This window comes from Sphingobacterium detergens (genome assembly GCF_003610355.1).
Classification (GTDB): domain Bacteria; phylum Bacteroidota; class Bacteroidia; order Sphingobacteriales; family Sphingobacteriaceae; genus Sphingobacterium; species Sphingobacterium detergens.
Map to the genome: position 1 here is coordinate 1,501,988 of NZ_RAPY01000001.1, position 16,482 is coordinate 1,518,469.

At 42.8% G+C, this 16,482-nt stretch carries 10 protein-coding genes; 4 read left to right on the forward strand and 6 right to left on the reverse strand.

Features of this window, described 5'->3' with window-relative positions:
- Positions 1-52: 52 nt before the first annotated feature.
- Entirely contained in the window at positions 53-2,395 is a 2,343-nt protein-coding gene (locus tag DFQ12_RS06510; protein ID WP_120258152.1) for a GH92 family glycosyl hydrolase, read from the reverse strand.
- A gap of 329 nt (positions 2,396-2,724) precedes the next feature.
- Here DFQ12_RS06510 and DFQ12_RS06515 point away from each other — a divergent pair, with 329 nt between their 5' ends.
- Complete coding sequence (locus DFQ12_RS06515; RefSeq protein ID WP_120258153.1) at positions 2,725-4,056, forward strand: glucosidase family protein; 1,332 nt, start codon at positions 2,725-2,727, stop codon at positions 4,054-4,056.
- Positions 4,057-4,108: 52 nt separating this feature from the next.
- Here the strand turns inward: DFQ12_RS06515 and DFQ12_RS06520 are convergent, their stop codons facing one another.
- The gene (locus DFQ12_RS06520) at positions 4,109-4,843 is read right to left on the reverse strand and encodes a GntR family transcriptional regulator (protein ID WP_120258154.1); all 735 of its coding nucleotides are present in this window, start codon (positions 4,841-4,843) and stop codon (positions 4,109-4,111) included.
- Between the two features lie 97 nt (positions 4,844-4,940).
- Here DFQ12_RS06520 and DFQ12_RS06525 point away from each other — a divergent pair, with 97 nt between their 5' ends.
- The 3 genes from DFQ12_RS06525 (at position 4,941) to DFQ12_RS06535 (ending at position 9,419) form a co-directional block, all read left to right on the forward strand.
- On the forward strand, positions 4,941-6,281 hold the full coding sequence (locus DFQ12_RS06525) for a sugar porter family MFS transporter (RefSeq protein ID WP_120258155.1): 1,341 nt from the start codon (positions 4,941-4,943) through the stop codon (positions 6,279-6,281).
- A gap of 62 nt (positions 6,282-6,343) precedes the next feature.
- Entirely contained in the window at positions 6,344-8,092 is a 1,749-nt protein-coding gene (locus DFQ12_RS06530) for a class I mannose-6-phosphate isomerase (protein ID WP_120258156.1), read from the forward strand.
- A gap of 31 nt (positions 8,093-8,123) precedes the next feature.
- Entirely contained in the window at positions 8,124-9,419 is a 1,296-nt protein-coding gene (locus DFQ12_RS06535) for an amylo-alpha-1,6-glucosidase (protein WP_120258157.1), read from the forward strand.
- Positions 9,420-9,689: 270 nt separating this feature from the next.
- On the opposite strand, the gene DFQ12_RS06540 is transcribed toward DFQ12_RS06535, so the two are convergent.
- From DFQ12_RS06540 to DFQ12_RS06555, 4 genes are all read right to left on the reverse strand, one after another.
- Positions 9,690-11,126, reverse strand: a complete 1,437-nt coding sequence (locus tag DFQ12_RS06540) for a c-type cytochrome domain-containing protein (protein ID WP_244211688.1) — start codon at positions 11,124-11,126, stop codon at positions 9,690-9,692.
- Entirely contained in the window at positions 11,123-12,004 is an 882-nt protein-coding gene (locus DFQ12_RS06545) for a sugar phosphate isomerase/epimerase family protein (protein WP_120258158.1), read from the reverse strand. Before DFQ12_RS06545 ends, DFQ12_RS06540 begins: the two co-directional genes overlap by 4 nt.
- Positions 12,005-12,007: 3 nt before the next feature.
- On the reverse strand, positions 12,008-13,507 hold the full coding sequence (locus DFQ12_RS06550) for a DUF1501 domain-containing protein (protein ID WP_120258159.1): 1,500 nt from the start codon (positions 13,505-13,507) through the stop codon (positions 12,008-12,010).
- A 121-nt stretch (positions 13,508-13,628) separates the two neighbouring features.
- On the reverse strand, positions 13,629-16,385 hold the full coding sequence (locus DFQ12_RS06555) for a DUF1553 domain-containing protein (protein WP_120258160.1): 2,757 nt from the start codon (positions 16,383-16,385) through the stop codon (positions 13,629-13,631).
- Positions 16,386-16,482 lie beyond the last annotated feature (97 nt).

Genomic DNA, 16,482 nt, shown 5'->3' on the forward strand with positions numbered 1-16,482 from the left:
ACTTTGTGGCCAACTACTGTTATTCATTAGCAAGTACTGCCATGAACAAACCTTAATTTGTACTGGCGTTGCTTTTCAAATGCACTGTCATTACCCCGCCTTTCACCAATTGTTCAAAAGGAAGCTGCCGGCCAGTCCAAGGCTTATTATTCAATCGAACCTGACCAACATAAAAACTATCCGGATCCGTCTTTTTAACCTGAATTGTAAATTTGTTTTTTCGTAAATTTTTGGGTAGTTGTATCGTAACTTTATCAAACAGAGGTGCTCCTATCTGAAAGGCAGGATTTTCAGTTGTTAAGCTTCTCACATCGAATAAACCGATACCTGACAGTACGTACCAAGCGCCCAATTGGCCTTGATCTTCATCCTGCCCATAGCCATAACCGTGTATAGGATCGGTACCATAAAATTCGTTTGAAATAGCCCGTACCCATTTTTGACTGAGGTCGGGTCTTCCTGAAAAATAGAACAACCAAGAGATATGTAAGTTGGGCTGATTGCCATGGTTATATAAGCTTTCAATTCCGGCGAAGGCATCGATGTGGGTTCCACCACCAAAAACATTCTTTTGTGATACTGTAAATATACTGTCCAGGCGTTGATTGAATAGATCCTTTCCGACGAGCTTAACCAATTCCTGCGGAACGTGTGGCACATAAAACGTATACTGCCAGGCGTTACCTTCCTGAAAACCACGCCAAGGTTGATAAGGATTAAAATTTGGAATAAATTTCCCTAAACTGTCTTTTGGCCGCATGAATTTAGTCGATGGATCGTATAATCCTTTCCAGGCAGCTGAAAGTTCATGAAGTTTTCTGTAGTCTGCATCACGGCCGAGTGATTTTGCATATTGTGCTGCAGCAGCGGCCGAAAATGCATATTCCAACGTATGGGAAGCACCAAAAGGTGATCCGGTGGTCAATAATTCAGGACTACCGGTATTGTCCTGCATATAGGGTGAATAACCCTTATCGACAAATACCCCCACATCCAGCTTACCAGCTCCCGGAATCCGTCCGCGCGATTCAAGTTCATTTTTTCGCACAGCTTCATAGGCAAAATTCGTATCGTAATTCCGGATCCCGACATTATAGGCAGCAGCAATCGCCAATCCCGTAAAGTTAGTACCCACACCGGAGACATATTTACTGTTGGCAATACCATCACCAAGCCAACCCGCATCGCGGTATACCAAGAGTTGGCTCTGTACCCAATCGTTGTAATAATCAGGATAGGCAATCGACCAGAGTTGTGTCAGGTTCCAAAATGCTCCCCAGATCGCATCTGTATTATAGTGCTGATGTATCGGTTTTCCTTGCGCATTTAATGCGATCTGGCCAACTGAACCATCATTTTTGGGATAAGCCCCATTGATATCACTGGCAAGTCCCCGTCCGAGCAGGGCATGGTATAGTCCTGTATAAAATTTTACGCGGTCCGCTTCTTTACCGCCTTCCACCAATATCCTTCCCAGTTCGTTATTCCAGGTCTTGAGCGCTTCCGTCTTCGCCTGATCAAATGTCAGATCTTTGGCCTCCTGCTGCAAGTTTAATCGCGCATTGTCTACTGAGGTATAGGACAAACCTGTCTTGATTGTAATGGATTCATCGGTCTTTGTATCGAACCGAAGAAATACCCCGGCCCCCTTTCCCTGTATCGTTTTCTTTTCTTTAAAAATCACCGAATCCTGGAACGTTCCATAGGATTTTGGCAACTTGCTGAGCTCCGCAAAGAAATACATCTTTACAGTGGCTCCCTGCTGGTATTTCTGCACATAAACAGGGTTAGTGACCACATACCCCCATACAGACTGCTTATCATAATTTACCTCCGCATCCACCACTGGACCGCTTTCTCCCATGACATGTCCAATATTAAATATAATATTAGCGGCATCTGTTTTTGGGAAGGTATAACGATGGAAGCCGACTCTTTTGGTTGCAGTCAGTTCCGCCAGGACTGCATAGTCCTTCAATTTCACTCTGTAATAACCTGAGGTGGCAAATTCGTCCTTCTTATCAAATGATGACCGGTAACCACTTTGTGGCTGATCCAATTTACCCGGAACTGTTTTGAGCTGTCCTACCGAAGGTGCAAAGGTAATCCCGCCGACCTGAAATTCGTGAAAATTCGCGAAGCCTTCGATCGAGCTGTGTCTATCGTCATAGCCCACCGCCTCCCAACCGGACTTATTACCATAACTTCCATCGGTACTTGGTGCCAATTTTGCCATCCCAAAGGGCACCGCCGCTGGTGTGTAAAAAAAATACCGGCTATGAACAGATCCGATATTCGGTTTCACCAGTGAGGTTAAATCAGTCTTCTCCTGTCCCTGCACACAGTTTACACTGAAGAGTATGCAAAAAAAATAAAATATGAGTCGCTTTGCCATTGTTGTCAATTAGGTTCAAAAACAAACTTACGAAAAATAAACTATGTATAAACATGTAGGTATAATTTATTAAAAAAAGCGAGTAACAGACAAGGCTAAAAACACCATCAGATTGTAAAAATTTAAATACCATCCCAATTAGATCCTATAAAAAGCTTAAAACGATGGTTATTTTTATATTTTTGTTTGTACATACATAACAAACGATAACCAAGAAGTTTTAATTCAGCAAGGCCAATCTAAAATCAGCGATCATCACTCTTATTAAACCAATCGTACGTAAAGGCTACTGAAATGCTTCAACAATTCAACTAATAACAATAGTTCTCATGAAAAGAAAACTGACATTTTTTAGTCTTACATTTATTTTATTCGGAAGCAGTCTGTCCGCTCAGCAAAAAGTACCATCAAAAGGGACAGAACTTAAGCTCGCACAAGCCATTTTAGCCGATCAAAAGTTAAAATATGTAGACAGTTTAGCCCGACAGGTCATCAAAGAAGGCTTTAATGCCGGAAGTGGCTATTCGCAGATCTGGGCACGGGATCTCAATACTTTTATTGAAACTGCATTGGAGGAAAGATCGCCTGCCGATGTCCGGGGTGCGATTCTCCTGTTTTTCCAAATGCAACAGCCTAACGGTGAGATGGTCGACGGCTATGTGCTCAAGAAAGATTTTACCTGGCATGACGATACCCCCTATTATTCTAATAATGCACCCGATCATGTTGGGTTTAAAAATACGGTCGAGACTGACCAAGAGAGCTCTTTGATTCAGTTACTGGGCAAATACATACAGAAAACCAAGGACTACAGTATTCTTGACGAATCGGTCGGTGGACTTTCCGTCAAAGAACGTATACAGCTTATGCTGGACTACCTCAAACGAGAGCGGTACAATACAAAATATCACCTGCTATGGGGTGCAATGACTGCAGATTGGGGTGATGTACAACCACATGACGATTTTGGCTGTGATTGGAACGCACTTTCAAATGAAGCCATTGACGTATACGACAATGCCATGCTCATCATTGCCCTAAAGCTATTGATTGAAATACAACCCAATGCAGCGAAGACCGCTGACTGGAAGGCCTTTAAAAAAGAGCTTGAAACAAACAGCAGGCGCTATCTCTGGGATCAAAAAAGGCAAAAATTTATTCCCCATATCTATCCAAAGTCATCTCCGCTCCCTAAAGGTTTCGATGAAAATAAGATTCATTACCATGGCGGAACAGCAATTGCGATTGAAGCGGGTCTGCTCAAACGGAGCGAAATAGCAACGGTCAATAAGCAGATGCTCGAAAATGTACGTCTCTCCGGGATGCCAAGTATTGGTCTTACACTTTATCCGACCTACCCTGTTGGATTTTTTAAAGGTTGGATGGCTGAGCCTTATCACTATCAAAACGGTGGTGACTGGACCTGGTTTGGCGGAAGAATGATTCAGCAGCTTATCCAACATGGTTTCTATCAGGAAGCCTACAATGAATTACAGCCAATGATTGATCGTGTGGTCAAGAATAAAGGTTTTTATGAATGGTACGGAAAAAACGACGTCCCAAGTGGATCCGGGAAATTCAAAGGTTCGGCAGGTGTATTGAGCAAAGCCATCGCGATGATCAACCAATGGGCATCGGAAACGACTACTCAACAGCAATAATGCTATAAATGAAATGATCCACTAGCTTGCCGCTACTGGATCATTTCATATTTTAATAATCTCTTCGGCTTTCAACTGTATAGGTAAAGCTTTCTGCACGATAGAAACCCAGATTATATTCAATTGGCTTTCCAGACTGATCGAAAACAAATCGCTTCCGTGACAAAATAGGATCCCCGATATTAATTTCGAGTTTATCTGCGATAAATTTATTTGCCGCAATGGCGTCAATTTCCTCTTGTGAAAGGTCAGCCACCACATGATAGTCAGCTTCCAATATTTCATACAAAGGACGTTTAAAATCTTCGTCACCCGTCAAACCGATACGTGGATGGAAATAAGATATGAAATAGACGAATGGATCATCTTTCTTTCCCCGCAATCGCTCCAATTTCAACAGCTTTTGATCCTCATCAACAGCAAAAAATTTTGTAATGGCTTTATCAGGCACTACCCAGCTCACGTGTAGTTCAAAATTCTTGACCTCAATCCCACGATTCTTCATCTCCTGCGAGAAGCTCAGCCAATTTTTGGATTTCGAACTGAATTTGGAACTGGCAACCTTAGTGCCGATCCCCTTCTTTCTGATCAATAGCTCTTCATATACCAGCTTATTAATCGCCAGACGCAACGTGGAGCGGGAAATAGCCAAGCGCTTAGCCAGTTCTATTTCATTGGGCAACATCTTCCCCTCAATATATTCCGGCTGTTTTATCAACTCCCGCAATAGATTTTCTGCTTGTATATGCAGCGGAACTGGACTTTTGTGATCTATTTTTAAATTCATTACATAATATTGCTTAGGCTAAAATAAGATTTTTTGCATAATTAAAAAAATAGATATATGTTTGTATGTATATACATATAAAACTTATAAACCAGGTATGTCTAAGAATTTTATCATTATTTTATGCATCGTTTCACTGGGGGGACTACTTTTCGGGTTCGATATGGCTGTTATAGCCGGAGCTTTGCCATTGGTTAAGCAGTTTTTCGGGCTGTCACCAGCACAGGAAGGTGTTTTTGTTAGTTCAGCACTGATCGGATGCATTATAGGTGTATTTTTTACGGGATCTTTTACAGACAAATATGGTCGTAAACAGGCCTTTATTGTTGCGTCCTTACTTTTCTTATTATCTGCGATCGGTTGTGGATTTAGTCCCAACTATACTTTATTGATTCTGAGCAGGGGTATCGGAGGACTAGGTGTGGGCATCGCTTCTATTGTTGTGCCACTTTATCTTGCCGAAATATCACCCAGTAAATTCAGAGGCAGATCGGTTACCTGTTATCAACTGGCAATCACCTTTGGTATTCTGATCGCTTATATTAGTAATTACTTTATTCTCCAACTGCATTCATTGCCACAGACAGAACTTTGGCGCGGTATGTTTTTAGTTGGTGCAATCCCTGCTATCCTACTCTGCTTGGGCGTTTATTTTATTCCCGAAAGTCCACGTTGGCTTGCAAAAAATGGGCGCAGCGAAGAGGTTGCAGTCATTAGTGCTAAACTTGGTCTGACAGATCTACATGATTCGCCAAGTCCAGCAAAAGGAAATATCCGCGATTTGTTTTCACCTATTTACCGTAGAGCTTTTCTCCTGGGATTATTCCTACCCTTGTTTTCTCAACTCAGTGGGATCAATGCGATCGTCTATTACGGGCCTAGTATCCTCCTTGAATCGGGTATCTCTTTAGCTAATTCCTATCATGCACAATTGTTTTTCGGCGCTGCAAATGTCTTATTTACCTGCTTTGCTATCTGGAAGGTAGACAATTGGGGAAGAAGACCCTTATATATTTTAGGTACATTGGGTGCGACCATTAGTTTGATCGCGACAGGTTATCTTTTCAGCCTGGAACAGACAAACAATGTTGCACTGATTGTTTCCATCCTCTCATTCTTGTTTTTCTTTGCTTTTTCTATCGGTCCATTGAAATTTGTGGTGGCAGCCGAAATATTTCCCAATGCCATACGGGCGCGCGCAATGGGGATAAGCATTATGGTTATGTGGATTTCCGATGCTATCGTTGGACAGCTGACTCCGATTTTGCTTGCATCATGGGGTGCCCATTATACCTTTTGGTTATTCGCTTTCTTCTGCGCAATAGCTTTTATCGTTGTATTGGGCTATCTCCCTGAAACAAAAGGAAAACCTTTGGAAGATATCGAAAAATATTGGATTGAAAAATCAAAGAAAAATCCCAGCGATCAAAACGCATAATATCATTTTAAAAACATCATATCAATTTAGTCAATTTTTAAATACGCAATAAATAACATCTTATGTATTCCAATACTCAAACGACATCTTTTCAATACGACATCTTACCTACATTTCCAGTTCAGGGCAAATTGTCAAACTCATATCATGAGTTGGTCGATCACCTGATCGAACATGATATACACTGCATAGATGGATTTGTCGGCGTAAATTGGGAAATACCAGTGGCACAGATTCAGCAGGAATTTGTAAAACGGGGATTAACGGTACGGTTTGTTTCTATGGAAACAGCATTCTTACCTGAATCAAGCATTCAGGAGAAGGTTGCCCCCTATCTGGGTGGCAATGATCCATTATTCGGAAAAAAAGCGCCCCTCCAACTGGCAGCATACTTTGATACTGTAAAGTTGGCCGCTTTTGAGGAAATCCTAAATAATACAGCTGCCAATGAATATATCATTTTTTACGGTCCAGGAGCAGCACTTCTGGATAACTCCAGTAAAGTGATGTACATCGATCTGCCCAAAAATGTGCTTATCCAACGGATGCGTGCCGGGCAGGCCTGGAATTTGGCTTGTGCTAAGCAAACGAATCAAAAAGAACTTTACAAACGTTACTATTTTGTAGACTGGGAGCTCCTCAACCGACACAAGCGGACAATCTTATCCCGGGTGGAGATCCTGGCCGATCAGTTATCCCTGGAAAATCTGCCCTGGATTTCAGGAAACGATTTAAAAGAAACCTTACATGCCATGTCCGAAAACTATTTTCGGGTAAGACCGACATTTGAACCCGGAGTCTGGGGCGGACAATGGATGAAGGAACATTTAACGGGCATCGATCAGCAGGCAAAAAACTATGCTTGGTCTTTTGAGATGATCGTCCCCGAAAATGGTATATTACTTGAAAGCAATGGACAGGTGCTCGAAATTTCATTTGACCAACTAATGTTTCAGGAGAGTTCAAATATATTGGGCACAGCACAGCCACGTTTTGATGTTGAGTTCCCAATCCGGTTCAACTTTCTTGACACTTTTGATGGCGGCAATCTTTCGATTCAGTGCCACCCTAGTCCAAGTTATGCCAAAACGGAGTTTGGGGAAAATTTCACACAGGACGAATCCTATTACATCGTTGACAGAAAAGGAGATGCTCAGGTTTATCTGGGATTCCAGGAGGATATTGATGCCGACCAATTCCGTACTGTGCTTGAGCAGAGCTTCCATACAGGTGAGCCCATTGCAATTGACAAGTACGTCCAAAAATTTGACTCACAAAAGCATCAGTTGTATCTGATTCCACATGGTACTGTACACTCTTCAGGTACAAATAACCTTGTGCTGGAAATCAGCGCTACCCCGTATAACTATACCTTTAAGATGTACGACTGGGTACGTCCAGATTTAGATGGTAAACCACGTCCATTGAATATTGACAGAGCTTTCTCCAACCTCAACTTTAACCGGAAAGGTGACGTTGTAAAAAACACGCTCCTGTCACAACCTCAGATTGATGTACTCGATACACAGTCGATAAAAGTACATTTACCGACGCATGAAGATCATTTCTATGATGTTTTCAGGTACGAATTTGAAGATGAAGTGCGCATTGAAACAAAGGGGCAATGCCATATTATGATGCTCGTTGAGGGGGAAGCCGTAGAACTGACGACTGCCAATGGAATGAAAAGAATCTTCCATTATGCAGAAACATTTGCTGTTCCCGCGGCTGCGAAATCTTATTCACTCCGTAATCTGGGAGCTAGCCAAGCGAAGGTCATACAGTCTTTTGTCAAAGACTCTAAATGTTAATTTAAGTATACTAACGATAAAAAACAGCATCATGAGAAATTTATATTTCGCGCTATCTACTTCATTGTTAATCTTATCCTGCAATGGCGGGGGGAATAAATCTACAGGCAGCAACACAGCGCAGCGTGCTCCCCAAGATAGTAACTTCCAGCTCGTTAAAGATATGGCGACCAATGTTATCAAAGCTGGGTTCAACGCCGGGGACGGCTATAGTGAGGTGTGGATCAGGGATTACAATACCTTTATTACCTTGGCGACCAAAGTACACCCCCATGATCAGATCAAAGATCAGTTGGGCATATTTTTTAAATTGCAGGGTGCCGATGGCAATATCGCTGATGGCTTTGTCAAAAAATCCAGCCTAAAAAATGGTGTTTCCGACTATTATACAATCACGAATCCCCTGGCAGCGGAATATGCAGGGCATAAAAACACGGTGGAAACCGATCAGGAAACATCCCTGATCCAGGCGGTACACAAATATATCATCGCAACCAAAGACAGCTCCTTTCTGGCACAGAAAATCGGCGAAACGAGTGTAAAAGATCGTATGGAACAGGCTTTGCAATTCCTAATGGATAAACGCTACAATAGCACCTACGGATTATTATGGGGGGCCACAACGGTTGATTGGGGTGATGTACAACCCGAACATGATTGGGGCGTACATTTAGATGAAAGCTCACATATTGCACTGGACATTTACGATAATGCGATGTTCTTAATTGCACTGGACAATTACATTGACCTTTTCCCTGAGAAAAAGGAAAAATGGGGCAAGGTTCGAGAGATGATCGCAAGCAATACGATGAAACATCTTTGGGATGATAAAAATCAAAAATTCATTCCACATATTTATATTAAAGGTTCGCCATTTCCGAAAGATTTTGATGAAAACCAGATTTACTACCACGGTGGAACTGCGATTGCCATTGAAGCGAACCTGCTCAGCAAAGAGCAGATTAAAACGTCTCTGGACAAGATGATCAAAAATGTAAAGGACGCAGGAGCTGCCACCATTGGTCTAACAGTATACCCGACCTACCCAGCGGGTTTCTTCAAAAACAAAGGCATGTATCCCTATGGTTACCAAAATGGTGGAGACTGGACTTGGTTTGGGGGAAGAATGATCCAACAATTGGTTAAGAATGGTTTCCAACAGGAAGCCTACGAGCAGATCAAGCCCATGTTGGCACGTGTTATTAAAAATAAAGGCTTCTACGAATGGTATACCAAAGACAATAAACCTGAAGGTTCGGGAACTTTCAGAGGCGAGGCTGGCGTACTTTACGATGCGATCAGTCTATTGGAAAATACAGGGAAATAACCCGCAGTATTTATACACGACAAATAAAAATAGGGAGTCCGAAAAGATCGGACTCCCTATTTTTATTCAATTTTGTTCGCATTCCCTACCCCCTCTTTCCAAATATTCTAAAAACGCTATCCTCCTCCAATCGCTTCTTTCCAATAACCACAAGTCAGGTCTCCAATACCCTTTACGTATTGACTAAGTATTGCTTCAGTATAGACTAAGTATCTATTCAGTCATATTATCGTCAATGGATCATACGACTTGGTCTGTACTTTATCATCGCTAGAACCTGACTGTATCCGTAGCGATAAATGGCAATCGGTAATTACCTGTGTCGATGCGAACCTTACCATGTAATGCTTTTAAGGCCGTACTGTCCTGGCTTCCCGTTTGATAGATGTATACATTTTTCAGATTAGGAATATCCTTCAAATTTGACAAACCCTTTGCGGTTACTTTTGTTCCCACTAGATTGAGATAGATCAACTTTTGCAGTCCTTTCAATTGTGACAAACCTTCATCGGACACTTTTGTGTTCTCGAGATGCAAACGCGAGATGACAGGCATGGATTTTATCGTAGAAAATGCCTGATCTGTAATGGCGGTATGTCCAAGTTTCAGCTGAACGATATTCTCTTTAATGGCCAACAGATCTTGCAGATCCTTATCATTAAACTGTGGGTAGTTGATGGCATTGACCAGCACGAGATTGTTTTCTTTAGCCACAGGAATGATTTTAATACCTTTTGCCTGCCAGGCATCGACTTTATCCTTTGGTAAATCGGGTGCTTTGGGAAAATCTGCATACAATACCGGAGACGCTTCCTGCTCCCCTGTTTCTAGCTTTTTCAATATTGCTGCAATTTCTTTTGTCTGTGTAAGTTGATTCACTTTTTTATCGAAGTTCGCTCCTTGGTCAATCCACCAGGCGATCAATTTGATCTGGTCAGGACTGATTGGTGTACGTCCTTTTGGTGGCATTCTTTTTTTGTGCCCTTCCGGTAAGATCAATCGTGCATACAGCTCACTTTCTTTGGACTTGTTATCGACCAGTACTTTACCATTCTCTCCCCCTTTTAGCAGGCTTTCCTTTGTATGTAAGGCCAAACCGCCCTCCTGTTTACGATCACCATGGCAGCTTTGACAACGCTGCTTGAGTATAGGCTGAATAATACCGTCATATACAGCGGCCTCTTGTACATTCTCAACGATTAATACCTCTTCACTGCTCTCCTTCATGCCAAAAGTCTTTTTCATTGCTTGCGGCATCGCCTCAATAAAGTAACCCTTGCCATGTGTCAAGGTGCCACCGTAGTGTCCTGTGATTCCCAGCAATACGACCAGGATCAAAAATAACCAAAAGCGAAACCTAATGATCTTTTTTGACCATTGCAACGTTTCACTTTTTTCACGATAGAGCATATAGAGCAGTATGCTGCATCCCGCCACCACAATGCCCAACCATTGATGGTAATTGAGCACCTGTATTTCGTAACCACCATTGCGCGAAAGCAGAAATCCTGAGAGCGCCGCAAATACAGCTGCTATACTACCTAATAACAAGGATAACCTAATCGCAGGCTGGTATGGATTTTCCTTCTTGAATAGCTCCAAAAATGCCATTACAAATGCGATCAATAAAATTCCAATGGGTAAATGCACTAAGATGGGATGAAAGCGTCCCAAAAAGGCCATCAATTCTTCAAGGAAAACCATCATTCTTTATACCTGTCTTTGAGTAAGTTCAACATATATACATTTACCGACCATTGGTCAGCTACGGGTTGCTGCGTAAAAGGTAGTGTTGGCAGATAGCCTGCCGGGCCAAACTCTGTGGTGATGGTCAACACCTTTGCTCCATTTTGTTTATGCTGCTTAACGATCTCATCCCACCAGGCCAAATGTTGATCGACGGTATTTTTCCATTCCGGTGCTGCAGGATCATTGACCTGTGGTCCTTCAGGGTGTCCGATCCGGGCGTGGATATGTTCTGTCCGGGCGAGCGCCAAAGCTACCGCTTCTTGCTGGTCACCGAGCAGGGACTCATGTACATTGCACCAATGTGAAATATCCAATGCAAGCCTTAAGGAAGGAATCTTTGCTAAGTAATCTTTGGTCAGGTGCGCTGCAAAGCTAAATCTACCACGATGCGTTTCATGGTATACCGGAACATGCTGTTTTTCCATGACGACCTGCCCAATGTCGATCAATTGTTTATTTTGTTCAAAGGAATAATATTCTTTACCTGTATGGCAGTTGATATAATCAGGTTTCATAGCTGCAGCTTCTTCCAGATTACGTTTAAAGCTTTCACGGTACTGTTCGAAGGAAGCTCCAGAACCACCGGAGAGCAAGCCTAAGCTCAGACCGTATTTTTGTAGGGCATCAATCATTTCCTTCCGTTCTTTCAGATCTCCAGGTAGCCAGGCTTCGACACCTTGATAACCTGCTTTCTTAACACGTTCACAGAATCGATCCCAGGAATCGGCATTTCCCCAATTGGTACAATAATATTTGATATGTAGTTTCTCTTGCTTCTGAGCTAAAAGTGTAAAAAAATTGGCCATCAGAAGTATTAGTAATAGGAATCGTTTCATTATTTAAATAATCGCTTGTATAAGTTCACCTTCCACATCCGTCAAACGGAATGGTCGGCCCTGAAATTCATAAGTAAATTTTTCGTGGTCAAAGCCAAGGAGGTGGAGCATGGTTGCGTGGACATCGTGTACGGAAGCCCTTCCTTCAACACCCGCAAAACCGATATCGTCCGTTTGTCCATAACTGATACCATTGCGCACCCCGCCCCCCGCCATCCAAATGGTATAGGCATCCGTATGATGGTCTCTACCCAAAAATGGCATATCACTATTATCTCGGTTCTCCTGCATTGGTGTGCGTCCAAACTCGCCGCCCCAGACCACCAATGTATCTTCGAGTAGACCACGTTGCTTCAGATCCAAAATCAATGCCGTCATCGGACGATCAATCTCCCGACATTTATTTCGAAATCCAAGATCTATCGAGTCCGATGCATTGGTACCATGGCTATCCCAGCCCCAATCAAATAACTGGACAAAACGTACCCCCTGCTCCACGAGCTTGCGGGCCAATAGGCAATTATTTGCAAAAGATTCCTTTCCCGGTTCGGTACCATATAACTCATGGATATAAGCTGGTTCGTTATTGATATTCATCACCTCAGGTACTGCAACCTGCATTTTATAGGCCATTTCATATTGGGCAATCCGGGACAGTGTCTCTGGATCTTTAAATGTGTCATACTCCGTTTTATTCACATTATTGATCGCATCAATAAGATTTCGTTTCATGTCCCGATCCATCCCTTCAGGGTCAGCAATATACAGAACGGGATCTCCCTTCGAACGACATTGAACTCCTTGATAAACCGACGGTAGAAAGCCACTTCCCCAGACGCTCTTTCCCGCATCTGGTGTTTTACCACCAGAAGTCAACACCACAAAACCTGGTAAATTGCTATTTTCAGAGCCTAGACCATAGGTCACCCATGAACCGATACTCGGACGGCCCAGACGGGCACTCCCGGTATGCATAAACAACTGTGCCGGTCCATGATTAAACTGATCGGTATGAACAGCTTTCAAAAAACTAACATCATCAACTACCTTACTGAAATGTGGTAAATGATCGGATACCCAAGCGCCACTTTGACCATATTGCTTGAAGGTAGCCTGTGGTCCCAACATTTTAGGTACCCCTCGAATAAAGGCAAACTTCTTACCCGCCAAAAGCGATTGTGGACAGGGTTGATTATGCAGTTTCTGCAATGCAGGCTTATAATCAAAGAGTTCAAGCTGTGAAGGGGCTCCCGCCATATGTAAGTAGATGACACTTTTGGCTTTGCCCGGGAAATGTGGCGATTTAGGGATCAATGGATTTAGGGCATTGAGATCCAGACTCCCTTTGGATTTAGATGAATCCCATCCGCCGCAACTTGCCAATAGGCCTCCAAGTGCAATACCACCGATACCAGCGACGCAATCTTTCAGGAAATGTCTTCTTGTCACAGCCTTCAATTCAGATTGCTGTGCCTCTTCAATTAGTTTATTCAGATCTTTCATTCAAGTAAATCTTTTGTAACAGCATCATTCTATCAAGAACCTACTATTATCTTAGTTTATCTATTATTTTAAGCTTCCGTCCATCGCACTCACTCACTTCAATTATCTTTGTGTCTATTCCTTATGATTTTGTCAAAAACTCATCTAAATTCAATAAGGCATTTGCTACCAACATGTAAGCGGCTTTGGATGACAGTTTTTTGTTACTGTCTTTTGCCAAATCACCGCCCAGGTATTTCGCTGCCGAAGCTGGTGTTTTGTTAAATTCGGCAAGCGCTTTTTGGTAGAGCAGTTCGAGATCAGCAATCTTCTTGGGATCAGCCTCCCGGAGCATCGCCCTTCGATAGCCTGCACCAATACTATTTTTTGTATTTCCTTTGCCTTCCCGCTCCATGATCTCGCCCAAATGTTTTGCAGCTTCGAGATATACCGGATCATTGAGCGTCGCCAAAGCCTGTAGCGGTGTATTTGTCCGTATACGATCAACCAGACAGACCTCCCTACTGGATGCATCAAAGGAAACAAAGGAAGGATAAGGGCTGGTACGTTTTAGGAAGGTATAAACACCGCGTCTAAACTGATCTTCGCCTTCACTTTTCACCCAGGACTCACCGCTATACACCGTCATCCACACACCATCCGGTTGATAAGGCATGACACTCGGTCCATACATTTTATTGCTTAATAATCCACTGACGGCCAAAGCCTGATCACGGATCTGTTCTGCAGAAAGTCGGAATCGTGGCCCCCTTGCCAAATAATAATTTTGTGGATCTTTTTGTACATTGTCACTATTTAATGTTGACGACTGCCTATAGGTACCCGATAGAACGATCTCACGGACTAATTTTTTCATGCTCCATTTTTTTCCGTTCATAAGATCTAGGGCCAGATAATCCAATAATTCACGATGAATCGGTGGGGTACTCTGTGTACCCATATCACCTAAAGGTTCAACCAATCCCCGACCGAAGAGCTGTGCCCAGACACGGTTAACCAAAGTGCGGGCAGTCAATGGATTTTCTTTACTAACAATCCACTGTGCGAAACCCATACGATTTCGAGGGGCTCCCTTTGGAAAATCATTCAGTGATTCCGGAACCATGGGTTGTACTTCCGCGCCCAGAGACAAACGATTTCCACGGATAAATACATTGGTTTTCCGCTGCATATCTTTCGGATTTTCGATCATAACAGGCACACCTTCGGGCTGTAGATTGACGAGCTGCAAAAAGGTACGTTGCAGATGCTGATTTTCCATCGGTTTCCCGATAGGAAAATCTTCGCGAAAAGCAAACCATTCAATCATACATATTGGCTGACCAGCTGCAACTGCTGCATTTTTAAAGACTAGGTAGAGATCATGTACACCTGTAGTCGGTACGATCGCTGCCTGAATAACCTGTCTTCCTGAAGTTTTCGGTAAATCTACATTGGTTAACAGGGGGCCGTTGGGGCTATTGAGATGCACCTCCATTTTCCCTCCGACCGCATCTGTCCAGAAGTTCATGAAGAGCTGCTTTTTGCCATCCAGCGTAATTGCTTTCAGACGAGCCGATCCACGGTTGCGTACACCAAGCCATTTTGTATCATACAATGCACCATCCACAATCTGATCGCTATAATGCGCATGAATCTTGGGTTCTAGCGTATGCAGAAACAGGTCTGCTGATTTCACCACGTTTACGTTTCCGTTTGCTGCCAGCCAATGCTTAATGCTATCGATACGTTTTTCGTCCTGTGCAGCGTAAAAACGTAACTTCGGATGATCTCCCTGTGTATCTTCATCTCTTGTATTATTAAAAAATGCCAGTGATTTATAGTATTCTTCAAATTTAAACGGGTCGTAGGTGTGGCTATGGCATTGTACGCACTCAAATGTTGTACTCAACCATACTTGATAACTGGTATTTAAACGGTCCAAGACGGCCGCCATCCGAAACTCTTCACTATCGGTCCCCCCCTCATCGTTATTCATCGTATTGCGGTGAAAAGCAGTTGCGATGAGCTGATCTTTGGTCGGTTGTGGCAGCAGATCTCCTGCCAGCTGCTCGACTGTAAATTCATCGTAAGGCATATCGCTATTTAAAGCTTTGATCACCCAGTCCCGATAAGGCCAAATACTACGGGATCCATCTTTTTCATAACCTTTGGTATCTGCATACCGCGCCATATCCAACCACCAACTGGCCCATTTTTCACCATATTTGGAGGAGGCTAATAAGCTATCAACTCGACGGGAATATGCGTCGTCGCTCTCATCTTCGATAAAAGCACGGGTTTCGGCCAAGGTGGGCGGTATACCGATGAGATCCAGATAAAGTCTTCTTAATAAGGTGGCCCGATCGGCTTCATCCGCAAAAGTCAGATCTTTGGACTTTAATTTATCCTGAACAAAATAATCAATGTCATTATTCACCCCTTTGGGTTTTATTCCAAATAGTCCCGCAAACGAAAAGGTTTTGGGTACTTCAACGTCTTTGGGTAAAGTGTAGGCCCAATGTTCACCCCACTTCGCGCCTTGATCAATCCATTTTTTTAGAATATCAATCTCATCATCATTCAGTTTGGGTGCATTGTAAGGCATACGTAATTCGGGATCATCCGACAGCAATCTTTTCATAAACTCGCTATGTTCCGCGTCTCCCGGAATAATCGCCGATTTGCCAGACTCAGCTTTGGCAAAAGCTTCATTTTCGAAAAGAAAACTAAGCCCTCCATTTTTCTTCACCCCACCATGACAGGTAATACAATGTTTATTTAATATCGGTTTGACATCTGCACTAAAATCTATTGTTTCTTCTTTGCGAAATGTAAATATTGCAATGCAGGCGACAACTAAGGCCAATGATGCTAACACCATTAATTTTCTATTCATAGCAATAAGGTCTATTCTATATTAATCAGTTATTAGGTTTATTTATAATTCTTATGTCGCTATGCCAGTATCAGTTAATGGAATAGTTACAAGTAAA

What these genes read in the sequence shown, in the direction of transcription:
- DFQ12_RS06525 (WP_120258155.1), top strand. Translation starts at nt 4,941, where the DNA reads ATGTCTAAGAATTTTATCATTATTTTATGCATCGTTTCACTGGGGGGA.
- DFQ12_RS06545 (WP_120258158.1), bottom strand. Translation starts at nt 12,004, where the DNA reads ATGAAACGATTCCTATTACTAATACTTCTGATGGCCAATTTTTTTACA.
- DFQ12_RS06550 (WP_120258159.1), bottom strand. Translation starts at nt 13,507, where the DNA reads ATGAAAGATCTGAATAAACTAATTGAAGAGGCACAGCAATCTGAATTG.
- DFQ12_RS06530 (WP_120258156.1), top strand. Translation starts at nt 6,344, where the DNA reads ATGTATTCCAATACTCAAACGACATCTTTTCAATACGACATCTTACCT.
- DFQ12_RS06540 (WP_244211688.1), bottom strand. Translation starts at nt 11,126, where the DNA reads ATGATGGTTTTCCTTGAAGAATTGATGGCCTTTTTGGGACGCTTTCAT.
- DFQ12_RS06510 (WP_120258152.1), bottom strand. Translation starts at nt 2,395, where the DNA reads ATGGCAAAGCGACTCATATTTTATTTTTTTTGCATACTCTTCAGTGTA.
- DFQ12_RS06555 (WP_120258160.1), bottom strand. Translation starts at nt 16,385, where the DNA reads ATGAATAGAAAATTAATGGTGTTAGCATCATTGGCCTTAGTTGTCGCC.
- DFQ12_RS06520 (WP_120258154.1), bottom strand. Translation starts at nt 4,843, where the DNA reads ATGAATTTAAAAATAGATCACAAAAGTCCAGTTCCGCTGCATATACAA.
- DFQ12_RS06535 (WP_120258157.1), top strand. Translation starts at nt 8,124, where the DNA reads ATGAGAAATTTATATTTCGCGCTATCTACTTCATTGTTAATCTTATCC.
- DFQ12_RS06515 (WP_120258153.1), top strand. Translation starts at nt 2,725, where the DNA reads ATGAAAAGAAAACTGACATTTTTTAGTCTTACATTTATTTTATTCGGA.